The organism is Pseudomonas poae (assembly GCA_028869255.1).
GTDB lineage: Bacteria > Pseudomonadota > Gammaproteobacteria > Pseudomonadales > Pseudomonadaceae > Aquipseudomonas > Aquipseudomonas poae_C.
The window spans coordinates 3,783,288-3,804,869 of the sequence record CP110972.1 but is presented as its reverse complement, the minus strand read 5'-3'; the positions used below and the strand labels follow the sequence as shown (position 1 = coordinate 3,804,869).

Sequence of the window (21,582 nt, the reverse complement as noted above, 5' to 3'; positions counted from 1 at the left end):
GTTTAATGTGGGGTGTGGGGCCGTTGTGGCGAGCTAGCTTGTTGTGGCGAGCGGGCTTGCCCGCGTTGGGCTGCGAAGCGGCCCCTGAACCTGGCACCGCGATTGTCTCTGAAGGAAAGTGGCGGCTCTGCTGGGGCCGCTTCGCAGCCCAACGCGGGCAAGCCCGCTCGCCACGAAGCCTACTCGCCACAGGTTTTCGTCGGGCTTAGAATGTTCGCCTACTTCCTGATCAGGGCCATTGTCATGCTGCCTGAATGCCAGTTATTCGGCACCCTGGGTTGCCATTTGTGTGAGATTGCCGAAGCCGAGATCATGCCGCTCGTCGAACGCGGGTTGCTGGTGGAGTTGGTGGATATCACCGACCCGATTGATCTGAGCGACGCCTACGGCCTACGGATTCCGGTGCTTCGCCGGGTAGACAGCGGGGCAGAACTGGACTGGCCATTCGATGCCGAGCAGGTGGTGGCCTTCCTGCGCTGAGCTTTATCCGATAGCGGCTTTCCAAATATTAAGTTACTGTATGTTTGTACAGCGATTGAATAGAGGGAACGCCCGTGGTGAATGTTGAACAACTGAAAAGCAGCGTCAATCGCATGTCCGCCGACGTCGTGCGCGACGCGGTGAACGAGCTGCGCCTCGACGGCCTGGTCACGGAAGGCAAGACGCCGTTTAACAAAGTGCATTTCAACACCTGCTTTGCGGAGATCGAGGCGTTGTTCCAGCGCGCCGGCTACCACAAGCAGCTGGATGTGGTGGGTTACCAGGGCTTGCTGTACGCGCTGTATGACCCCGGCCGCTGGGAGGCGGTGGATGTGCTGCGTTGGCTCAAGGAGTTCACCGAGGCCGCCAGTGCTTCGCCGATCCTGAGGGCCGAATTGATCAAAGCCTGAGATCCGCCCTAGGCTCCATCCCGCTCCATGCGGGATAATGCCGGCCTGTTTTCCCAGGCTTCGAGCATTTCATGTCCACTTTCGGTTTTTCCGCGTCCCAGCATCAAGCGAGCACGCTTTATTTGCCACCTGGCCCGTGGGCGACGGTGTTGGATTGCCTGTGCGAGCACTTCCCGGCGATCAGCCGTGAACACTGGTTGGACCGCATCGCCCGAGGCCGGGTGCTGGATATCCACGGCAGCCCGATCCGCCTGGACCTGGCCTACAAGGAAGGTCTGTGCATCTACTACTTTCGTGAAGTGCCGAACGAAAAGGTGATCCCGGTGCAGGAAAACATCCTGTACGCCGACGAGCATCTGGTGGTCGCCGACAAACCGCATTTCCTGCCCGTGACCCCGGCCGGTGAATACGTCGAGCAAACCCTGTTGCGCCGCCTGATTCGTCGCCTGGACAACCCTGCGCTGGTGCCCCTGCATCGTATCGACCGGCATACGGCGGGCCTGGTGCTGTTCTCGGCCAACCCGGCCAGCCGCTCGGCGTATCAGCAGCTGTTTCCCACACGCCGCATCGATAAATTCTACGAAGCCATCGCCCCTGCCTTACCGAACCTGACCTTCCCCCTGGTGCACAAAAGCCGCTTGGTGGAGGGCGAACCCTTCTTTCGCATGCAAGAAGGCGCGGGCGCCAGTAACACCGAGACCGGCGTGCAGGTGCGCGAAAAAAACCGCGATTTATGGCGCTATGGCCTGTTCCCCGTGACCGGCAAGAAGCACCAGCTGCGCGTGCACATGACCGCGCTGGGGGCGAGTATCTGTAACGACCCGTTCTACCCCGATGTGCTCAAGGATGCCGTGGACGACTACGCCAACCCGCTGAAATTGCTGGCCCAGGGCGTGCGGTTTGTCGACCCCGTGACGGGCGAGGAACGCCACTTCAGCAGCCGGATCACCCTCGACTGGTAACCCTGCGCAAACGACAAGGCCCGCACGAGGCGGGCCTTGGTGGCAAGCGTTTGAGGCTTACAGATCTTTAACGGTGCGGACCTGATCCTTGTTGATACGGGTCTGCTTGCCGTCCAGTTGTTCGAACTCGTAGAAGCCCGAATCCTTGTCGAATTTAGGGGTGTCGACGGCCTGGATTTCGCGACCGTCATTCAGGGTGATCACTGTAGGCGAGGCGCAACCGGCGAGGGTAGCGAGGCCCAGTGCAAGCATGAGAGCGGCGATGGTCCGTTGAGTCATGAGTTTGTCTCCGAGAGAATACTTTTTAATTGCTGACCTTGTGACGCGTGACACGTCGCCAAAGTTCCTTATGCGAACGTTCATTCTGACACGTCGGACCCCGGGTGCAACAGCTCGGGGGTATTAAGGTTGGCCAGGCGTGGGTCATCCTCTGGGCATTCCAGGCCCACGCCACTCAGTTGCAGCAGGATCTTGCGCGGGCTCCGTTCACCGGCGTCCCAGGCCCGTTCTATCTGGGTTTGCAGGCCGGTGGGGATGATGCAGATCAAGGGTTCCCAGAATGCCCCATGACGCACCATGACCGGCAGCAGCGGGTTGCGGCGTGCAGTCTCACGCAGGTCGGTGAGTAGTCCTACGTCGATGTTTGGAACGTCACACGGCAGTACCAGCAAATGCGCACCACGCGCAGCCGCGAGTCCGGCCCGGATGCCCGCGAGCGGGCCGGGGAAGTCCGGGCTGTCGTCGCTCACCAACTGGTCGGCGTAGGGCCGGTAGCGGTCATGGTTGCGGTTGCAGGAGATGATCAGGTCATCGGTCAGTGGGCGGGTCAGGCGTTGCAAATGGGCAATCAACGGCTGGCCACGCCATTGCAACAAACCCTTGTCCTGGCCGCCCATGCGTTGGCCGCGGCCACCGGCCAACAGCAGAATCGAACAGGGCAGGGGCGAAGAATCGAAAGACATGGCGGTTCCGCTGCGGCAGGTAAATAGGGCCCTGTGATATAACACCGGGCTGTTCCTTCGACAACCGGACCCTGCCATGAAAGCCAAGGCCGATGCGCCCTTTGTACCCCTGAATATCGCTGTGTTGACCGTCAGCGACACCCGTACCCTCGAAACCGACACCTCCGGCCAGGTCTTCGTCGACCGCCTGACCGCCGCCGGCCACAACCTGGCCGAGCGTGTGCTGCTCAAGGACGACCTCTACAAGATCCGCGCCCAGGTCGCCCACTGGATCGCCGAAGACGTGGTGCAAGTGGTGCTGATCACCGGCGGCACCGGCTTCACCGGCCGCGACAGCACGCCCGAGGCTGTAAGCTGCCTGCTGGACAAGCAAGTCGATGGCTTTGGCGAACTGTTCCGGCAGATCTCCGTGGCCGATATCGGCACCTCCACCGTGCAATCCCGCGCCCTGGCCGGCCTGGCCAATGGCACGCTGGTGTGCTGCTTGCCGGGTTCCACCAATGCGGTGCGCACCGGTTGGGATGGCATCCTCGCCGAGCAACTGGATAACCGCCACCGCCCGTGCAACTTCGTGCCGCACCTGAAGCAGGCTGAACCCTGTGAATCGCGTGGGTAAGCCCGGCAAGACCGGTGCCCTGATGCCGGTGGAAGACGCGCTGCGCCAATTGCTCGACATGGCCGAAGCGGCGCCGATCCGTGAGCAAAATGGACTGCCGCTGGCCGAGTGCGACGGCCGCGTGCTGGCCCAGGACCTGATCTCTACCTTCGACCTGCCGCCCTGGCCCAACAGCGCCATGGACGGTTATGCCCTGCGCCTGTCGGACTGGGCCGGTGAGCCGCTGGTGGTCAGCCAGCGCATCTTCGCCGGCCAGGCGCCGCAACCCTTGGCGGCCGGCACCTGCGCCCGCATCTTCACCGGAGCGCCGGTACCCGAAGGCGCGGATTGCGTGGAGATGCAGGAGAACGCCGTGGTCCACGCCGACCAGCGCGTGAGCTTCAGCGAGCCGTTGCAGGTCGGCCAGAACATCCGCCCGCAAGGCCAGGAAACCACCGTTGGCGAGTTGGTGCTCAGCGCCGGAACACGCCTGGGCCCTATCGAACTGGGCCTGGCCGCCTCCCTGGGGCACGCCAGCCTGAGCGTGATCCGCCGACCGCGAGTGGCCGTGCTGTCTACCGGTGACGAGTTGATCGAGCCTGGCTTGCCGCTGGGGCCGGGGCAGATCTACAACAGCAATCGCCGTGTGCTGTGCTCTTGGCTGGAGCGCATGGGCTGTGAGGTGATCGACGCCGGCATCCTGCCGGATGATCTGGAACAGACCCGTGCCCGCCTGGCGAGCCTGGGCGCGGCCGACCTGATCCTGTCTACCGGCGGGGTGTCAGTGGGCGAGGCGGACTTCCTGGGCATCGCCTTGCGCGAAGAGGGCGAATTGGCCCTGTGGAAACTTGCGATCAAACCGGGCAAGCCGCTGACCTTCGGGCACTTCCGTGGTGTGCCGGTGATCGGCCTGCCGGGTAATCCGGCCTCGACGCTGGTGACGTTCGCGCTGCTGGCCCGGCCTTATCTACTGCGCCGCCAAGGTGTGGCGGATGTGGAGCCGCTGCGTTTCGAAGTGCCGGTGGGCTTCACCTGGCCCAAACCGGGCAACCGTCGTGAGTATCTGCGTGCGCGCATCGAGCAGGGCAAGGCGATCATCTACCGCAACCAGAGCTCCGGCGTGCTGCGCAGCGCGGCGTGGGCGCAGGGGTTTGTGGAGGTGTTGGAGGGGACGACGCTGGAGATGGGGGATCGGGTCAATTTCATCCCGCTCAGTGAAGTATTGAACTGACAATAGAGATCGACTGTGGGAGCTGGCTTGCCTGCGATGGCGCCATCGCAGGCAAGCCAGCTCCCACATTTAGATTTTGGTAGACCTTTGAGAATTCAGTAATCATCCCCACGCTCAGTCACATCCCGCTCCACCGGCCCCGCATCCGGGTCATAGCCGACCGGGAACTTGCCCTTCAATGTCCACGCAAACGCAATAATCTCGGCGATGGTGCGGTACAGCTCCTCCGGAATACTGTCACCCAATTCCATGCGCGCCAGCAGTTTCACCAGCTCGGCGTTTTCATAGATCGGGACTTCATTTTCCCGCGCCAGTTTCAGGATCGCTTCGGCCAGGGCATCGTCGCCCTTGGCAGTCAGGGTCGGGGCTTGTTGGCCGTCGTACTTGAGGGCAATCGCCTGGCGCGGTGGGGTAGGGTTCTTCATGCGGTTTCATCCACCCAGCGTTGCTCCAGTCCGGTTTTCGGCCCGCGTGGTGGCGTGCCGAGGTGGCAATCGAGGTCGCCGACGTTGATGCCCGAGGTCACCAGGCGTTCGCGCAAGTTGCCCAAATGGCTTTCGATCAGGCTGGCGGTGAACGGTCGCGTGGCCCACAGCTGGCTGGACAGTTTGCCCTGGGTCAGTTGAGCCTGAACCTGCAACGGCCCCAGTGGCTCCATGTCGAAGGCCAGCTCCACGCGCCAGAGCATCTGTTTTGGGTCTTTCTTGTCTTTACGGTCGGGTTGGTCCTTGTCCGCCGCGGGTTCTTCACGCTGGAACTTGACCTGCAGCGGCACGATGTCCTGCAAGGTGCGCATGGGGATCTCCAGTTGCCAGGTGGTTTGCAGGCGGCCATCGGCGGTAGTGCCGGTTTGTTCCAGGCTCGACAATTGATGGCTCTGCAAGCGTGAAATTGCCCCGGCGGCCAGGCGCAGCAGGTTTTCCAGGTCGCCTTCGCCTTCCAGTTTCGCCATCAACCGCTCGGGCAGCGGGAAGCTGGCCGGTGCTTGGCGAGCGCTGACCTGGCCGAGGGTGTTCAGCGGGCTGCGCACAAAGTTCGGCAGCACCTGAGCCAGGGTATTGGCGGCGAGGATGGCATTGAGGTTGGTGCTGGCAGGCAGGGCGGGCACTAAATCCGCGACCAGGCGCAGCAAGGCGCCCTTCATGTCCAGTGGCGGCACTTGCGGGTTTTGCCCGGCGAGTAATTTGGCTTCCAGAAACGCGCCGCTGTTTTGCACCACTTGTGCCAGCACCTTGGGATTACTGACTTGCGCCAGGTCGGGCAAGGCCGCCAGCAGTCGGTCGGCTGCTGCGCGCAGGTCGGCGGAGGTGCTGTCGCCACGCGGCAGGTTCTGGATGGCGTTGAACACGGCATCCAGCGAACCCTGGCGACTTTGCTGGGTGGCCAGTTGTTGTGTGACCGCCAGTTGATCCTTGAGCCCGCTCAACGGCACAAAGCTCAGGGTGTGTGGGGTTTGCACCACGGCACTGAGCAAACTGCCGACGCGCAGGGGCTGCGGGCTTTCTACCGTCAGCGTCGCACCCGCCAGGGCATTGTTGAGCACGGTCACCAAGGAGCGGTAGATCGCCGGTTGCGCCGTGCCCTGCGGCAGCATCTGCGTGGTCAGCACCTTGGCCTGCAACAGCGTGCCCACCGGCATCTGGTTGGTGTCGATGCGGGTGAGGGCGGCGACGTTGGCGCTCATGGCCTGTTGCAAGCTGAGGGTCAGGTTGCCGGCGGGCGTCTGGCTCACCGCCACATTGCTGCCCAGCGGCAGCGGCTGGGCGCTGCTGGCCTGCACCAGGGTCTGGCGGCCACCTTCCAGTGTCAGCTTGAGCAGCAACTGAAAGGCTTCACCGCCTTGTTTAAGGCCAATCACTTGCGCGTTCGCGGTTTTTCCGGGGTCGATCAAGCCGATCTGCGGCTCGAGCAGTTTCAGCAATTCACCGGTCGCAGGCACGGGGCTGGGCCCGGTTGCCGGGGCGGGTGGAAGGGTCGGAAGGTTGATCTCACCGGTCATCGCGCGCTTCGTCTCTGGGGAAATTGCCCTCTTTAGAGTAGGGCATCGCATGTATAATGCCGCCCGTCTGCAAAGAGAGCGGTAAAAACCTCACAACTATTTGATCCAGCTCTCTAAAATCGGTCGCCAAAGCCGTTATTGTGCATCTTTCTATAACGGCCGCTGCACCGCCGACTTGAACCGTAAAGGCCCGCGATCTCTTGACCAGCCCTCTTCTTGAAGCCGTAGCGCTTGCCTGTGAGCGTGACCTGCGCCTGCTGTTCGAACACCTCGAACTGCGTCTGGCGGGCGGCGACATGGTGCAAATCAGCGGCCCCAACGGCAGTGGCAAGACCAGTTTGCTGCGCCTGCTGGCCGGTTTGATGCAGCCGACGGCCGGTGAGGTACGACTCAACGGCAAGCCCCTCAACGAGCAACGCAGCGAACTCGCCCGTAACCTGATCTGGATCGGCCACGCCGCCGGCATCAAGGACGTGCTGAGCGCAGAAGAAAACCTCAGCTGGCTCAGCGCCCTGCATCACCCGGCGTCCCGCGACGCCATCTGGCAGGCCCTGGCCGCCGTCGGTCTCAAGGGTTTCGAAGACGTGCCCTGCCACACCCTGTCCGCCGGCCAACAGCGCCGCGTGGCCCTGGCGCGGTTGTATCTGCCCGGCCCGCTGCTGTGGATTCTCGACGAGCCCTTTACCGCCCTCGACAAACAAGGCGTCGCCCAGTTGGAAGAACACCTGGCCCAACATTGCGAGCAGGGCGGTTTGATCGTACTGACCACTCACCATACCCTCACGCGTGTGCCCGCCGGTTACCGTGACCTCGACCTGGGCCGGTGGTCGCTATGAGCGTGTTTGCCCTGTTGGTTTCCCGCGAAGCGCGGTTGCTGTGTCGTCGCCCGGCTGAGTTGGCCAACCCGCTGGTATTCTTCGCCATCGTCATCGCGTTGTTTCCGTTGGCGGTCGGGCCCGAGACTAAACTGTTGCAAACCTTGTCCCCAGGACTGGTGTGGGTCGCCGCGCTGTTATCGGTGTTGCTCTCGCTGGACGGGCTGTTTCGCAGTGATTTCGAAGACGGTTCCCTTGAACAGTGGGTCCTTTCGTCGCACCCTCTGCCACTTCTGGTACTGGCCAAGGTGCTGGCACACTGGGCTTTTTCCGGCTTGGCGCTAGTCTTGCTCTCGCCGCTGCTGGCGATGATGCTGGGCTTGCCCGCTGAATGCCTGCCGGTGTTGCTCCTGTCCTTGTTGCTCGGTACGCCGGTGCTCAGCCTGTTGGGGGCGGTGGGCGCAGCGTTGACCGTCGGTTTGAAGCGCGGTGGCCTGTTGCTGGCCCTGCTGATTCTGCCTTTGTATATCCCGGTGTTGATCCTGGGCAGCGGCGCCTTGCAGGCCGCGCTCATGGGCATGCCGGCGACCGGTTACCTCCTGTGGCTTGGTAGCCTGACCGCCCTGGCGGTAACCCTGACACCCTTTGCTATAGCGGCCGGCCTGAAGATCAGCGTCGGCGAATAATGAGGTCTGACCCGGCGTTATACGCTGGGTCAGTAAAGACCCTACGCTTCTCGCAATGACGAGAAGCAACCGTGAGAAACAGCAATGAACTGGACCTGGTTTCACAAGCTCGGCTCGCCCAAATGGTTCTATGGCATCAGTGGCAAGCTGCTGCCGTGGTTGAGCGTCGCCGCCGCGTTGCTGATCGGCATCGGCCTGGTCTGGGGCCTGGCCTTCGCGCCGCCGGATTACCAGCAGGGCAACAGCTTTCGCATCATCTATATCCACGTGCCCGCCGCGATGCTGGCGCAGTCCTGCTACGTGATGCTGGCGGTGTGTGGCGTGGTGGGCCTGGTGTGGAAGATGAAACTCGCCGACGTGGCCCTGCAATGCGCCGCGCCCATCGGTGCGTGGATGACTGCCGTGGCGCTGGTCACCGGCGCGATCTGGGGCAAACCCACCTGGGGCTCGTGGTGGGTGTGGGATGCGCGACTAACCTCCATGTTGATCCTGCTGTTTCTGTACTTCGGCTTGATCGCTTTGGGCAACGCCATCAGCAACCGCGACAGCGCCGCCAAAGCCTGTGCGGTGCTGGCGATCGTCGGCGTGATCAACATCCCGATCATCAAATACTCGGTGCAGTGGTGGAACACCCTGCACCAGAGCGCCACCTTCACCCTCACCGAAAAACCGGCAATGCCCGTGGAAATGTGGGCGCCGCTGCTGCTGATGGTGCTGGGCTTCTACTGTTTCTTCGGCGCCGTGCTGCTGATGCGCATGCGCCTCGAAGTACTCAAGCGTGAAGCCCGCACCAGCTGGGTCAAGGCGCAAGTGCAAAACAGCCTGGGAGCGCGGGGATGAGTTTCAACTCTTTCAGTGATTTTCTCGCCATGGGTCATCACGGCCTGTATGTCTGGACGGCCTATGGCATCTGCCTGGCAGTGCTGGCCCTCAACGTCGCCGCGCCGATCCTGGCCCGCAAGCGTTACCTGCAACAAGAGGCGCGTCGTTTGCGCCGGGAGACCGAAAAGTGAATCCGCTGCGTAGAAAGCGTCTGTTGATCATCCTTGCCATCCTGGCCGGCGTCGGCATTGCCGTGACCCTGGCCTTGAGCGCCCTGCAGCAGAACATCAACCTGTTTTACACCCCGACCCAGATCGCTAATGGCGAAGCCCCGGTTGATACGCGAATTCGCGCCGGCGGCATGGTGGAGAAGGGCTCGCTGAAGCGTTCCGGTGACTCCCTCGACGTGACCTTTGTGGTCACTGACTTCAACAAGGCTGTGACTATCACCTACCGTGGCATCCTCCCGGACCTGTTCCGCGAAGGCCAGGGCATCGTCGCCCTGGGCAAGCTCAACGCCGACGGCGTGGTGGCGGCCGATGAGGTGCTGGCCAAGCACGATGAGAAATACATGCCGCCGGAAGTCACCAAGGCCCTGAAAGACAGCGGCCAGTCGGCTCCAACACCTGCCAAGGAGGGCTAAGCCATGACGTCCGCATTGTTTATTCCGGAACTGGGCCAGTTGGCGATGATCCTCGCCCTGTGTTTTGCCATCGTCCAGGCCGTGGTGCCGTTACTCGGGGCCTGGCGCGGCGACCGCCTGTGGATGAGCCTGGCGCAGCCGGCCGCCTGGGGTCAGTTTGCGTTCCTGGTCTTCGCGTTTGGCTGCCTGACCTACGCCTTTATGACCGACGACTTTTCCGTCGCCTATGTGGCCAATAACTCCAACAGCGCACTGCCCTGGTACTACAAGTTCAGCGCCGTGTGGGGCGCCCACGAAGGGTCGTTGCTGCTGTGGGCGTTGATCCTCGGCGGCTGGACCTTTGCCGTGTCGGTGTTCTCGCGCCAATTGCCGCAAGTGATGCTGGCCCGTGTGCTGGCGGTGATGGGCATGATCAGCATCGGCTTCCTGCTGTTTTTGATCATGACCTCCAACCCCTTCAGCCGCATCCTGCCGCAGATCCCGGCGGACGGGCATGACCTCAACCCGCTGCTGCAGGACATCGGCCTGATCGTGCATCCGCCGATGCTCTATATGGGTTACGTGGGTTTCTCGGTCGCGTTCGCCTTCGCCATCGCCGCCTTGCTCGGCGGGCGCCTTGATGCGGCGTGGGCGCGCTGGTCGCGGCCGTGGACCATCGTCGCCTGGGCCTTCCTCGGGATTGGTATCACCCTGGGCTCGTGGTGGGCGTATTACGAACTCGGCTGGGGCGGCTGGTGGTTCTGGGACCCGGTGGAAAACGCCTCCTTTATGCCATGGCTGGTCGGCACGGCGCTGATTCACTCGCTGGCCGTCACCGAAAAGCGCGGCGTGTTCAAAAGCTGGACCGTGTTGCTGGCCATCGCGGCGTTTTCCCTCAGCCTGCTCGGCACATTCCTTGTGCGTTCAGGTGTGCTGACCTCGGTGCATGCGTTTGCGTCCGACCCTGAGCGCGGCGTGTTCATCCTGATCTTCCTGCTGTTTGTGGTCGGCGGCTCACTGACGCTGTTTGCGTTGCGTGCGCCGGTGGTCAAGAGCCAGGTCGGTTTTAACCTGTGGTCGCGGGAAACCCTGCTGCTGGGCAATAACCTGGTGCTGGTGGTGGCTGCATCGATGATCCTGCTCGGCACCCTGTACCCGCTGGTGCTGGATGCCTTGAGCGGCGCCAAGCTGTCCGTCGGCCCGCCGTATTTCAACGCGTTGTTCATCCCGTTGATGGGCCTGTTGATGGTGGTGATGGCCGTCGGCATGCTGGTGCGCTGGAAAGACACCCCGGTGAAATGGCTGGCCGGCATGCTGATGCCGGTGCTGCTGGGCAGTGTGGCGTTGGCGGTGATCGCCGGGTTTGCCTACGGCGACTTCAATTGGGCGGTGCTTGCCACCTTCCTGCTGGCCGCCTGGGTGTTGCTGGCCGGTGTGCGCGACATCGTCGACAAGACCCGGCACAAAGGCTTGATCAAAGGCTTGCCGACCTTGACCCGCAGCTATTGGGGTATGCAGATCGCCCACATCGGCATCGCCGTATGCGCCCTGGGTGTGGTCCTGTCCAGTCAGAACAGCGCCGAGCGTGACCTGCGCCTGGCACCGGGCGAGTCCATGGACCTGGCCGGTTACCACTTCATCTTCGAGGGCGCCAAGCACTTCGAAGGGCCGAATTTCACGTCAGACAAAGGCACCGTGCGCGTGGTGCGCAACGGCAAGGAAATCGCCGTGCTGCACCCGGAAAAACGCTTGTACACGGTGCAGAGTTCGATGATGACCGAAGCCGGGATCGACGCCGGTTTCACCCGCGACCTCTATGTTGCATTGGGTGAACCGTTGGGCGAGGGCGCCTGGGCAGTGCGCGTGCATGTGAAGCCGTTTGTGCGCTGGATCTGGTTCGGCGGCTTGCTCACAGGCTTTGGTGGTTTGCTGGCCGCGCTGGACCGGCGTTATCGGGTCAAAGTGAAAAGCCGGGTGCGTGAAGCCCTCGGTATGCAGGGAGCGGCGGCATGAAGCGTTGGTTGATGGTATTGCCGCTGGCGGCATTTCTGGTGGTCGCGGTGTTTCTGTATCGCGGGTTGTATCTGGACCCGGCCGAGTTGCCTTCGGCGATGATCGGCAAACCGTTCCCGGCGTTTTCGCTGCCGACGGTGCAGGGCGACAAAACCCTGACCCAGGCCGACCTGCTGGGCAAACCGGCACTGGTCAACGTGTGGGGCACCTGGTGCATCTCCTGCCGCGTCGAACACCCGGTGCTCAACAAACTGGCCGAAAAGGGCGTGGTTATCTACGGGATCAACTACAAGGACGACAATGCGGCAGCCTTGAAGTGGCTGGCCGAGTTCCATAACCCGTACCAACTGGATATCCGCGACGAAGACGGCAATCTGGGGTTGAATCTCGGTGTGTACGGCGCCCCGGAAACCTTCTTTATCGACGCCAAAGGCGTGATCCGCGACAAGTACGTCGGCGTGATCGACGAAGTGGTGTGGCGCGAGCAACTGGCCGCCAAGTACCAGGCGTTGGTCGACGAGGCCAAACCATGAAGCGTCTGTTAGCTGCGGCTGTTCTCGCACTTGGACTGGTCGGCGTCGCGCAGGCGGCCATCGACACTTACGAGTTTGCCAAGGACGCCGACCGCGAGCGTTTCCGCGAACTGACCAAGGAACTGCGCTGCCCCAAATGCCAGAACCAGGACATCGCCGACTCCAACGCGCCGATCGCCGCCGACTTGCGCAAAGAGATTTTCCGCATGCTGGGGGAGGGCAAGGACAACCAGCAGATCATCGACTTCATGGTCGACCGCTACGGTGATTTCGTGCGCTACAAACCGGCCCTCACCGGCAAGACCGCGCTGCTCTGGTTCGGCCCGGCCGGGCTGTTGCTGGCCGGCGTGGTGGTGATGGCGGTGATCGTACGCCGTCGCCGCGTCGCGCCGACCGATGGCTCCGACGCGCTGTCCCCTGAAGAGCGTAAACGCCTCGACCAATTGCTGGACACCAAGACTGATGATTGATTTCTGGCTCGCAGCCGGCTTGCTGCTTCTGATTGCCCTGAGTTTTCTGTTGATCCCTGTACTGCGCGGCCGCCGCGCCCAGCGTGAGGAGGACCGCACCGCGCTGAACGTGGCGCTCTACCAGGAGCGCGTGGCCGAGCTGCAAGTGCAGCAGGACGAAGGCGTGCTCAACGCCGCGCAACTCGACACCGGCCGCGCCGAGGCCGCCCGCGAATTGCTGGCCGATACCGAAGGTGTGGAAAAGCCCCGCGAATCGCGCCTGGGCAAACCGCTGCCGTTGCTCGCCGCCGTGCTGGTGCCGGTGTTGGGCCTGGGCTTGTACCTGCACTTTGGCGCCAGCGACAAGGTTGAACTGACCCGCGAATTCTCCCAGCCGCCGGTGTCCATGGAAGACATGACCCGCCGCCTGGAGCGCGCTGCCGCCGCCCAACCGGACTCGGCCGAAGGCTTGTACTTCCTCGGCCGCGCCTATATGGCCCAGGATCGCTCGGCCGATGCCGCCAAGGTGTTCGAACGCACCGTGGCCCTGGCCGGCCGCCAGCCGGAACTGCTTGGCCAGTGGGCCCAGGCGCAGTACTTTGCCGACAACAAACAGTGGTCGCCCAAGGTGCAGGCGCTCACCGATGAAGCCTTGAAGCTGGACCCCAAGGAAGTCACCAGCCTCGGCCTGCTGGGTATCGCTGCCTTTGAAGGCCAGCGTTATCAAGAGGCGATCGACTACTGGAACCGCCTGTTGGCGCAACTGCCACCGCAAGACAACTCCCGTGCGGCGCTGCAAGGCGGCATCGACCGGGCGGCCGAAAAGCTCAAAGAGAGCGGCGGTACTGTCGCGCAAAAAACCGTGATGAAAGTGCGTGTGGACCTGTCCGCCGAAGTGAAGGCCAAGGCCCTGCCCACCGACAGCGTGTTCATCTTCGCCCGTGCGGTAAACGGTCCGCCGGCGCCGCTGGCGGCCAAACGCGTGACCGTCGCCGAACTGCCGGTCACCGTCGAGTTGGGCGACGCCGATGCGATGATGCCGCAGTTGAAACTGTCCAACTTCCCTGAAGTCCAACTGGTTGCGCGCATATCCCGGGCCGGTCAACCGACTACAGGCGAATGGATCGGCCGCAGCCAACCCCTGGCCAGCAGCACCACTGCCACACAGCCGCTGACCATCGACAGTCCGGACAAATAATTCGAGGAAGTGCCTATGACCGCTCTTGCACGTATCACCCTGTTCAGCCTGGTATTGGGGCTGAGCGCTTGTGCGGTCCACCGACCTCCCGCGCCTACCGGCCCGACCATCCCACCGTCGGGCCCGTCGACCCAGCCGAGCACCAAGCCCTCCGGCCCGGTGACGCCGGCGCCGAAACCGCTGCCAAGCTCCTCGCCAACCTTCGCCCCACCACCGGGCGCCGCCAGCCACTGGGACGGCAAGATGCAGGTGTATGTGCTGGAAGAGCAGCCCGACACCTTCTACCGCCAGCGCACCTACTACCGCTGGAGCAACGGCTGGAGCCGCTCCATCAGCCCGAACGGGCCCTGGGAAGACACCGACGTGCACGGCGTGCCGCCGGGGTTGAGCAAGCAGTACGCGCAATGACAAAAGGCGACCTTCGGGTCGCCTTTTTCATGCCTTTGAAATACATGCTTCCAACCACTGCAGAACCAATGTGGGAGCCGGGCTTGCCCGCGATGGCGGTGTATCAGCCAGTCATTTATCACCTGATCCACCGCTATCGCCGGCAAGCCAGCTCCCACGGGAAATCTCCTCAGCCTTCAGGCTACCGGACACTCCCGATTCAGTGCTTGATCCACCAACAACTGCGCAATTTCAATCATCTGCACCACCGCCAGCACCTGCTTGCGGCCTATGCCCTCCAAGTGCTCGGCGCAGTCGTACGCACACACAGTCGCCGATTCCAGCATCTCGCTGGCATTGCTCAAGGCTGCTTCAGTGCTGAGGCCGGGGCGGACGGTGAAGAGGAGGTTGGGTGGGGTTTGTGGGGTGTCATCCGGGGTGGATTGCGGGGGATTTGGAGTGACTTTTTTCATGCAGTAAATCTCCATTCAGTTGGAGCTCACCACATCCGCGACCAAGCAGGAGGGTGGTGAGCTGTACGTAGGTTGGTCGACCAGGGAATGGAAACCCGGCAGGGCTTAAGCCCTCCCACGCACAGCTCGCCATAACGCGAACACAATAATGCCGCTTGCGCGGCACTGTGCGCCATTCTAACCCAGGCGACCAAGCCTGATCGCTGATGAGCAGCGACTGCGAGAGGCTAACGGTGAGTAATAGCAACTGCAACCTTCAGAGATTGTAGGAAAAGTCTAAAGCGGCATTCCCGCACGAAGCGTGGGAATGATCAGTCCGCTGCCTTATTTTGCCCGAAACTGTTGACCTACTGCTGGCGAGAGCAAATAGTTCGCTAACTAACAACCTACGGTAGATAACATGCTGTCGCAGTTAACAAGCTGTTTTACATATTTCAATGGTACCGAAACTATATTTCTTGCCCGGTCTGGTGATGTACGCATCCACTTGCCGCCAGCACTGCTGAACGTACCTTTTCCCAAGCACGTCTGGTCAAAATTGCAGGTGCCAGCGGGAATTTCAGTAGTCACTTCGTTCCCACTGCAAGTTTGCGCCGCTGAACTTTTCATGAATGCCGTGGGGCAATCATCTTCGGCAAAACCATGGGCACTGACCATAATTAGTAATAGTGATGCACATGGCAATAGCTGTTTTTTGGAGATTTTCATTTTCATCACTCCCAGAGACTTTATAAAGTCGCTCCTCCAGGCTCTTCACTATGGTGCTCTGACTGGTAGTCGCGATGGTTAACTCTAATCACAATCTAAAGACTAAGTACCTGTTACTTCTGACAGTTGTTTAGACCCATATGTAATTAAAACTTGCGCCTGCAAACGAGTTTCGACCTTTCTAATCAGTTATTACCATCCCGACCTCAAGCCTTCCCGAGACCGACCTCATGCACCTCTATGTCATACGCCACGGCGAAACCTGGGCCAACGCCGAGCACCGCTATCTCGGTGCACTCGATCCTCAACTCACGGAACGGGGCAGGGAGCAGGCTTTAACGCTGAGCAAGGAATTGCCCGACGGCATTGACGCGTTGATCGTCTCCCCACGCCTGCGAGCCCAGCAAACGGCGCAGATTCTCAACCGAGAGTTGCACCTCGAGCTTGTGACGATGGACCGCTTTCGCGAGCGCGATGTGGGGGTTTTCGAGGGTTTGACCCAGGCGCAAGCCAAGGCCCTGCACCCAGCTCTCTGGGCGCAGAACATAACGCGGCAATGGGCGGCGGGGCCAACGGGTGGTGAGTCGATTGCCGAGGTGGTGACCCGTGTACATCAAGGCTTGGTGGAGTTGGCAGAGCGCTATCCATCCAGTGTTGTGTTGCTGGTAGCACATGGCTTTGTCGCTAAGGTGGTTCGTGCGTTAGCCAGCGGCGACTTTTCGGATTTCTTCAATTGGCAGCTTTCGAATGGGGAGATGCTGGTTTTGGACGATTTCAAAGTTATGGCGCTTCCAGCGACTGCACCACTCTGACTTCGTGGCGAGCGGGCTTGCCCGCGTTGGGCTGCGAAGCGGCCCCATGACCTGGCGATGCGTTCTGCCTGAATTAACTCGGCGCTTTCATTAGGGCTGCTGCGCAGCCCAACGCGGGCAAGCCCGCTCGCCACAAAAATCCTGCTCGCTGCAACCTTTCATCAAATCGCGGTTTCATGGTGGCCTGGCCGGCGCCGCGCTGATCGGCATCTTTCACGACCGCGCTGCCCGTGAAGCGGTCGCCGACCGCCATTTCGACATGACCCCAACGCCCGCTGCGCAAGAGGAATACGCCCATGCCCGCTGAACAGATCCTTAGTAACGCCCAGATCGTCACGGCTGAGCGCATGTTCATCGGCTGCGTGGTGTTGCGTGACGGCAAGATCGACGATATCGCCGAAGGCCGCAGCCAATTGCCCCAGGCCCAGGACTTGGGCGGTGATGTACTGCTGCCGGGGCTGGTGGAGTTGCACACCGACAACCTGGAAAAACACATGACCCCGCGCCCCGGCGTGGACTGGCCGTCGATCTCGGCGGTGCTCAGCCATGACGCGCAGATCATCGCGGCGGGGATCACCACGGTGTTCGACGCGGTCTCCATCGGTGACGTGAACCCCAAGGGCAACCGCATGAAAAAGCTGCCGGCAATGCTCGACGCGATCGCCCAGGCCGAAGGCGCCGGCTTGACCCGCGCCGAACACCACCTGCACCTGCGCTGCGAGCTGTGCCACCCGGACACTCTCAGCGTGTTCCGCGACCTGGTGGAAAACCCGCTGGTACGGCTGGTGTCGGTGATGGACCATTCGCCGGGCCAGCGCCAGTTTGTGCTTGAATCCAAGTACCGTGAGTACTACATGGGCAAATACCACCTGAACGACGAAACCATGGACGCGTTTATCGTGCTGCAGATGGTCAACTCCCGGGCGTACAGCGACCGTTACCGCGCCGCCATCGCCGAATTCCCCACCACCCTGGAAGCCGCGAAGGGCTGCCAGGCGCTGAACATGAAAGTCTTGATGGGCGCGCCGAACGTGGTGCGCGGTGGGTCGCACTCGGGTAATGTGGCCGCCGCCGGCCTGGCTGCCGAGGGCTTGCTGGATATACTTTCCAGTGACTACTACCCGGCCAGCCTGTTGCAGGCCGCGTTTGTGCTGGCCGATCAACAAGACGGCGGCGACCTGTCGCGGGCGGTCAAGATGATCAGCCTGGCGCCTGCGCAAGCGGCGGGTCTGGATGATCGCGGTGAAATTGCCATTGGCTTGCGTGCGGACCTGGTGCAAGCCCGCAGCCGTGAAGGGCTTCCTGTAGTGCAACAAGTCTGGCGACAGGCAAAGAGGGTGTTTTGATGGCGGGCAGGTTGATCTATCTCATCGGGCCATCCGGTTCGGGCAAGGACAGCCTGCTGGATGCCGCACGCCCTCGCTTGGCCGAGCGCGGTTGCCGTATCGTGCGCCGCGTGATCACGCGCTCGGCGGAGGCGGTGGGCGAGGCGGCTCAGGGCGTGAGCCCGGAGCAGTTTGCCGCGCTGCAGGTCGAGGGCGCGTTTGCCCTCAGTTGGCAGGCGAATGGGCTGTCCTACGGCATTCCCGGGGAAATCGACGCGTGGCTGGCGGCGGGGGACGACGTGCTGGTCAACGGCTCCCGTGCGCATCTGGCGCAAACCCGTGAGCGATACCCGACCTTGCTGGTGTTGCTGCTGACGGTTGATCAAGCCGTGTTGCGCCAGCGCCTGATCGCTCGCGGGCGTGAGTCCCTGGCGGATATCGAGGAGCGCCTGGCGCGCAATGCGCGGTTTACCGCGCAACTGATCGCCGGCAATGGTTCGGGGTTGTTTGTGCTGGACAATTCCGGCCCCCTGGAACACACGGTCGAGCGCCTGCTGTGCTGCCTGGACCACGGGCATTCGGCATGCGCCTGACCCTGCTGGGCACTGGCGACGCACGGCAAGTCCCGGTGTATGGCTGTGAATGCGCTGCGTGCGGTCTGGCCCGCAGCGATGCCAGCCTGCGCCGCCTGCCGTGCAGCGCGTTGATCGAATGCGGCGACCAGCGCTGGCTGATCGACAGCGGCTTGCCCGACCTCACCGAGCGCTTCGCGCCGCGCAGTTTCAACGGGATTTTCCAAACCCACTATCACGCCGATCACGCGCAAGGCTTGCTGCATTTGCGCTGGGGCCAGGGCCTGGTGATCCCGGTGCATGGCCCGGCGGACCCGGAAGGTTTGTCCGACCTCTACAAACACCCCGGCATTCTCGATTTCAGCCAGCCGTTCGCCGCGTTCGAGACCCGGCAGTTTGCTGAGTTAAGCGTTACCGCGTTGCCGTTGCAGCATTCTAAACCGACCCTGGGTTACCTGCTGCAAGGCCAGGGGCGGCGCATCGCCTACCTCACCGACACCGTCGGCCTGCCACCGGCCACACTGGCCTGGTTGCAACGCGAACCGCTGGACGTGCTGGTGCTCGATTGCTCCATGCCGCCGCAGCCGCACGCACCGCGCAATCACAATGACCTGACCTTGGCGCTGCAAAGCATTGAGGACACCGGTGCGCAGCTGGGCGTGTTGACCCATGTGGGGCATACGCTGGATGCGTGGCTGCTGGCGCATCGGTGCGAGTTGCCGCGGCATGTGTCGGTGGGGTGGGATGGGCGGGTTATCTAGGTAGCGCAACTCCGCAGCGGGCAGATGCAATGCATTGAAAAATACCGGTGTGGAACCTGTCAGAGATAAGGAAGCTGATAGCGGGAAATTTTCCTTAAAGAACTGAAAGTCAGCTCCGGTCTTACACTGTTTTTTAATGCCTGGTCTCGATTAAGGAAGTGGCTGAGTGTTTTAATGTGCTGGATGAATCAGTTGCTTGGTTGTGGGTAGGTGTTTTTTATATTTTTTTCGGATTTATTTTGTAAGTGTAAAATCTATTGCTTTGCAGTCTTTTAGTTTTATTTTCGGTTGTTTTTTTGCGCTTTATTCCTGTGGGGAACTAGGCGTTACTGCGTCAGTCGAGCGTATGGGCTGACATTCGCCATTGCGGTTACTGGCCGTATCCCTCGTTTTCAAATAAGAGGCCTGAATTCTGGGCTCTCCCACCTGCGCGGTCGGTGCACGCCTGAGTGTGTAGAGTTTTATTTCCAAGTAGTGGCGAAGTTTTCAGGTGATTGTAGATTTATATGTTTTGGTTCTTTTGTTGAGTCTATAGTTTTTGGCCGGTTAAGCGATTTTCAAAGAGTGTGAGTGAATATTTGTGTGTGAATAAATTTGTTGTATGTTTCGGAATGTTTAATGCTCGCGGGTTGGAGGTTTTCAGGTCTGGCGTTATATTTTTTTATATGGGAGCTTAGCCTCTCGGTTGATTGCAGTGTTGCTCGGAAGAGGGTTTATGAAAGTCGCTAATTCACTTGTTAATTATCATGCGCAAGAGGCTGTACACCCAACGTTGAATGTTCCCGCTTCCGCTGATCTTGCGACGCCTTCCAAGGCGGTCGTGGATAAACCCTCTTTTAGCACGGACGAGGCGGCCATGCAGATCCTGCGAGGGGGCTATCGGCACTACGATCGTAATGGCGACAAGAAAATTGAATTGTCTTTTACGTTGGACGAACGCTTTTCTACGCAACAAAAAGCCTCCATCCGCCAAGCACTGCAAGACTGGCAGGAGTTGGCCCATATTGTATTCAAAGAACGTTCAGCCTCCGCAGACGGTTCAATCGACATTAAAGCCGATCCTGCCACCAGTGGAGGCGTATCGCATTTGCCCTCTAGGTCTCACCGTAACATGACCACTGTTATTGGAACGGAGGACGCCTGGGAGGCTCCCAGAAAGGGCGACTATTTTACATTGACGACCCTTCACGAATTGGGACATGCGTTGGGTCTGGGGCACCCGGGCGACTACGGTAAAAATGTGCACAGCTATGAAGATACCGTTTACCAGCAAGACACCAGAGCCCACAGCGTCATGAGCTATTGGAGCGAAACCAATCAGCCGGGTCATGATTTCAAGGGGGACCAACCTTCAACGCCAATGAAGGATGATATTGCGGCCATACAGAAACTCTACGGAGCCAACCTGAACACCCGGAAAACGGATACTACCTACGGTTTTAACGCCAACGCCGATCGTGAGCACATGAGGCTGAAATCCCGGAATGACAAACCGATCTTTTCAATATGGGATGGCGGGGGCAATGACACGCTGGACTTTTCCGGGTTTTCCCAGCGTCAGACAATCAATCTGCGTGCCCAGTCGTATTCCGATGTTGGCGGTTTGAAAGGCAATGTCTCCATCGCCAAGGGCGTTATCCTGGAAAACGCTATCGGTGGTTCGGGTGACGACCACATCATTGGCAACGAGGTGGGCAACAGGCTGCGCGGGGGCGTCGGTGCGGACCGCCTGAGAGGTGGCGGAGGCGCGGATGTTTTCGCTTACGACAAGGCGAACGAATCAACGCTTGCCAGGCCGGACGAAATACTCGATTTCACCAGCGGTACAGACAAGATTGATCTATCCGGCGTATTGAAAAACTCCTCAATCACGCATTTCAAAGTCGTCGAGCAGTTTAGCGGGCGAGCCGGCGAAATCGTGTTGAGCCATGACCCCAGCCGCGGGCAGGGCAGCTTGAGCCTTGACCTCACGGGTAATGGCAAAGCTGATTTGTTTATCAAGTGCGTGGGGCGGGTTCAGGCCAGTGACATTCTCGCTGGCGGGCTGTCCGAGCATGACGATACGGTGCCGACACCCAAACCGAAGCCAGCACCTGCCCTCAACCCTGGCGATACGGTCTATGGGTTCAACGCCAACACGGGTGACAGTGCCAGCAGCCTGCATGCGCTGAGCGGTGCGCCCCGTTTCGTGGTAAGGGACGCTGGCGGCAATGACACCCTGGATTTTCCGGTTTCAAGCAGAGCCAGAGTATCGACTTGCGCCAAGACGCAACCTCGAGCGTGGGTGGCCTGCGCAATAACGTCGCCATCGCTAAAGGCGTCACTGTGGAAAACGCCATCGGCGGCTCAGGCAGCGACAGGCTCATAGGCAACAGGGCGAATAACGTGCTCACCGGTGGCGCCGGAGGGGATGAACTCTGGGGAGTGGGTGGCCGAAACACGTTCAAATATGACCAAGCCAGTGACTCGACTTATGACGATGCCGACCTGATCATGGATTTCACCAGTGGCCAGGACACCATTGATCTGACGGCACTGGCAACCGAGTACGCAACACCTTTGCGCCTGGTGGAGGCCTACACGGGGCGTATAGGCGATACGGTCGTGAAGTATCACGCACAGAGCGGCCTTTACGTGGTGGGCATCGATCTGTTGGGGCAGCGTCAGTCAAATTTCCTGCTTGAAAGCGCCCGTTTGATCCGGCCGCAGGATGTACGTGGCCTGACGACGCGCCCGCGCTGAGAACAACACGCGCAGGCGCTGGCGG

Annotated in this window: 27 protein-coding genes and 1 pseudogene; 22 read left to right on the top strand and 6 right to left on the bottom strand. The window is 61.0% G+C overall.

What is annotated here, in order from left to right:
* Positions 1 to 243: 243 nt before the first annotated feature.
* From LRS56_17115 to LRS56_17105, 3 genes are all read left to right on the top strand, one after another.
* Positions 244 to 480, top strand: coding sequence for a glutaredoxin family protein (locus LRS56_17115; protein WDU60598.1), 237 nt, complete (start codon positions 244 to 246; stop codon positions 478 to 480).
* Positions 481 to 554: 74 nt separating this feature from the next.
* Complete coding sequence (locus tag LRS56_17110) at positions 555 to 890, top strand: transcriptional regulator (protein ID WDU60597.1); 336 nt, start codon at positions 555 to 557, stop codon at positions 888 to 890.
* A 71-nt stretch (positions 891 to 961) separates the two neighbouring features.
* A complete protein-coding gene (locus LRS56_17105) occupies positions 962 to 1,852 on the top strand; it encodes a pseudouridine synthase (protein WDU60596.1) in 891 nt (296 codons plus the stop codon).
* Between the two features lie 57 nt (positions 1,853 to 1,909).
* Here LRS56_17105 and LRS56_17100 read toward each other — a convergent pair whose 3' ends face one another.
* Complete coding sequence (locus LRS56_17100; protein ID WDU60595.1) at positions 1,910 to 2,131, bottom strand: YgdI/YgdR family lipoprotein; 222 nt, start codon at positions 2,129 to 2,131, stop codon at positions 1,910 to 1,912.
* A gap of 80 nt (positions 2,132 to 2,211) precedes the next feature.
* Entirely contained in the window at positions 2,212 to 2,814 is a 603-nt protein-coding gene (gene mobA, locus LRS56_17095) for a molybdenum cofactor guanylyltransferase MobA (GenBank protein WDU60594.1), read from the bottom strand.
* 76 nt (positions 2,815 to 2,890) lie between these two features.
* Between mobA and moaB the strand changes: the two genes are divergently transcribed.
* Positions 2,891 to 3,430, top strand: a complete 540-nt coding sequence (gene moaB / locus LRS56_17090; protein WDU60593.1) for a molybdenum cofactor biosynthesis protein B — start codon at positions 2,891 to 2,893, stop codon at positions 3,428 to 3,430.
* Positions 3,414 to 4,640 (top strand): molybdopterin molybdotransferase MoeA, encoded by a 1,227-nt coding sequence (locus tag LRS56_17085; protein WDU60592.1) that lies wholly within the window; start codon positions 3,414 to 3,416, stop codon positions 4,638 to 4,640. The genes moaB and LRS56_17085 overlap by 17 nt, the downstream gene beginning before the upstream one ends.
* A gap of 95 nt (positions 4,641 to 4,735) precedes the next feature.
* On the opposite strand, the gene LRS56_17080 is transcribed toward LRS56_17085, so the two are convergent.
* Together LRS56_17080 and LRS56_17075 are read right to left on the bottom strand one after the other, a co-directional pair.
* Positions 4,736 to 5,065, bottom strand: a complete 330-nt coding sequence (locus tag LRS56_17080) for an EscU/YscU/HrcU family type III secretion system export apparatus switch protein (protein WDU60591.1) — start codon at positions 5,063 to 5,065, stop codon at positions 4,736 to 4,738.
* Positions 5,062 to 6,639: a flagellar hook-length control protein FliK gene (locus tag LRS56_17075; GenBank protein WDU60590.1), complete on the bottom strand. Its 1,578-nt coding sequence runs from the start codon at positions 6,637 to 6,639 to the stop codon at positions 5,062 to 5,064. Before LRS56_17075 ends, LRS56_17080 begins: the two co-directional genes overlap by 4 nt.
* Before the next feature lie 200 nt (positions 6,640 to 6,839).
* On the opposite strand from LRS56_17075, the gene ccmA reads away from it, so the two are divergent.
* The 10 genes from ccmA (at position 6,840) to LRS56_17025 (ending at position 14,185) form a co-directional block, all read left to right on the top strand.
* Entirely contained in the window at positions 6,840 to 7,475 is a 636-nt protein-coding gene (ccmA, locus tag LRS56_17070; protein ID WDU60589.1) for a cytochrome c biogenesis heme-transporting ATPase CcmA, read from the top strand.
* A complete protein-coding gene (gene ccmB, locus LRS56_17065) occupies positions 7,472 to 8,140 on the top strand; it encodes a heme exporter protein CcmB (protein ID WDU60588.1) in 669 nt (222 codons plus the stop codon). The genes ccmA and ccmB overlap by 4 nt, the downstream gene beginning before the upstream one ends.
* Positions 8,141 to 8,224: 84 nt before the next feature.
* Complete coding sequence (locus LRS56_17060; GenBank protein WDU60587.1) at positions 8,225 to 8,980, top strand: heme ABC transporter permease; 756 nt, start codon at positions 8,225 to 8,227, stop codon at positions 8,978 to 8,980.
* A complete protein-coding gene (gene ccmD, locus LRS56_17055; protein ID WDU60586.1) occupies positions 8,977 to 9,153 on the top strand; it encodes a heme exporter protein CcmD in 177 nt (58 codons plus the stop codon). The genes LRS56_17060 and ccmD overlap by 4 nt, the downstream gene beginning before the upstream one ends.
* Positions 9,150 to 9,605 carry a cytochrome c maturation protein CcmE gene (gene ccmE, locus LRS56_17050; GenBank protein WDU60585.1) on the top strand — a complete coding sequence of 152 codons (456 nt, stop codon included), beginning with the start codon at positions 9,150 to 9,152 and terminating at the stop codon, positions 9,603 to 9,605. The genes ccmD and ccmE overlap by 4 nt, the downstream gene beginning before the upstream one ends.
* 3 nt (positions 9,606 to 9,608) lie before the next feature.
* Positions 9,609 to 11,597 carry a heme lyase CcmF/NrfE family subunit gene (locus LRS56_17045; protein ID WDU60584.1) on the top strand — a complete coding sequence of 663 codons (1,989 nt, stop codon included), beginning with the start codon at positions 9,609 to 9,611 and terminating at the stop codon, positions 11,595 to 11,597.
* Positions 11,594 to 12,130: a DsbE family thiol:disulfide interchange protein gene (locus LRS56_17040; GenBank protein ID WDU60583.1), complete on the top strand. Its 537-nt coding sequence runs from the start codon at positions 11,594 to 11,596 to the stop codon at positions 12,128 to 12,130. The genes LRS56_17045 and LRS56_17040 overlap by 4 nt, the downstream gene beginning before the upstream one ends.
* Complete coding sequence (locus LRS56_17035) at positions 12,127 to 12,600, top strand: cytochrome c-type biogenesis protein CcmH (GenBank protein WDU60582.1); 474 nt, start codon at positions 12,127 to 12,129, stop codon at positions 12,598 to 12,600. The genes LRS56_17040 and LRS56_17035 overlap by 4 nt, the downstream gene beginning before the upstream one ends.
* Positions 12,593 to 13,777, top strand: coding sequence for a c-type cytochrome biogenesis protein CcmI (gene ccmI / locus LRS56_17030; GenBank protein ID WDU60581.1), 1,185 nt, complete (start codon positions 12,593 to 12,595; stop codon positions 13,775 to 13,777). The genes LRS56_17035 and ccmI overlap by 8 nt, the downstream gene beginning before the upstream one ends.
* Before the next feature lie 15 nt (positions 13,778 to 13,792).
* Positions 13,793 to 14,185, top strand: coding sequence for a hypothetical protein (locus tag LRS56_17025; protein WDU60580.1), 393 nt, complete (start codon positions 13,793 to 13,795; stop codon positions 14,183 to 14,185).
* 176 nt (positions 14,186 to 14,361) lie between these two features.
* Here LRS56_17025 and LRS56_17020 read toward each other — a convergent pair whose 3' ends face one another.
* A complete protein-coding gene (locus LRS56_17020) occupies positions 14,362 to 14,637 on the bottom strand; it encodes a DUF6124 family protein (protein WDU60579.1) in 276 nt (91 codons plus the stop codon).
* Between the two features lie 378 nt (positions 14,638 to 15,015).
* Complete coding sequence (locus LRS56_17015; protein WDU60578.1) at positions 15,016 to 15,345, bottom strand: hypothetical protein; 330 nt, start codon at positions 15,343 to 15,345, stop codon at positions 15,016 to 15,018.
* 230 nt (positions 15,346 to 15,575) lie between these two features.
* Between LRS56_17015 and LRS56_17010 the strand changes: the two genes are divergently transcribed.
* From LRS56_17010 to LRS56_16980, 7 genes and pseudogenes are all read left to right on the top strand, one after another.
* Positions 15,576 to 16,157, top strand: a complete 582-nt coding sequence (locus LRS56_17010) for a histidine phosphatase family protein (protein WDU60577.1) — start codon at positions 15,576 to 15,578, stop codon at positions 16,155 to 16,157.
* A gap of 187 nt (positions 16,158 to 16,344) precedes the next feature.
* A pseudogene (locus LRS56_17005) lies at positions 16,345 to 16,464 on the top strand (phosphonate C-P lyase system protein PhnL).
* A complete protein-coding gene (locus LRS56_17000; GenBank protein WDU60576.1) occupies positions 16,454 to 17,503 on the top strand; it encodes an alpha-D-ribose 1-methylphosphonate 5-triphosphate diphosphatase in 1,050 nt (349 codons plus the stop codon). The pseudogene LRS56_17005 and the gene LRS56_17000 overlap by 11 nt, the downstream one beginning before the upstream one ends.
* Positions 17,503 to 18,075: a phosphonate metabolism protein/1,5-bisphosphokinase (PRPP-forming) PhnN gene (phnN, locus tag LRS56_16995; GenBank protein ID WDU60575.1), complete on the top strand. Its 573-nt coding sequence runs from the start codon at positions 17,503 to 17,505 to the stop codon at positions 18,073 to 18,075. Before LRS56_17000 ends, phnN begins: the two co-directional genes overlap by 1 nt.
* Positions 18,066 to 18,815 carry a phosphonate metabolism protein PhnP gene (gene phnP / locus LRS56_16990; protein WDU60574.1) on the top strand — a complete coding sequence of 250 codons (750 nt, stop codon included), beginning with the start codon at positions 18,066 to 18,068 and terminating at the stop codon, positions 18,813 to 18,815. The genes phnN and phnP overlap by 10 nt, the downstream gene beginning before the upstream one ends.
* 715 nt (positions 18,816 to 19,530) lie before the next feature.
* Positions 19,531 to 21,183, top strand: coding sequence for a M10 family metallopeptidase C-terminal domain-containing protein (locus tag LRS56_16985; GenBank protein ID WDU60573.1), 1,653 nt, complete (start codon positions 19,531 to 19,533; stop codon positions 21,181 to 21,183).
* Complete coding sequence (locus tag LRS56_16980; protein WDU60572.1) at positions 21,096 to 21,557, top strand: M10 family metallopeptidase C-terminal domain-containing protein; 462 nt, start codon at positions 21,096 to 21,098, stop codon at positions 21,555 to 21,557. Before LRS56_16985 ends, LRS56_16980 begins: the two co-directional genes overlap by 88 nt.
* Positions 21,558 to 21,582 lie beyond the last annotated feature (25 nt).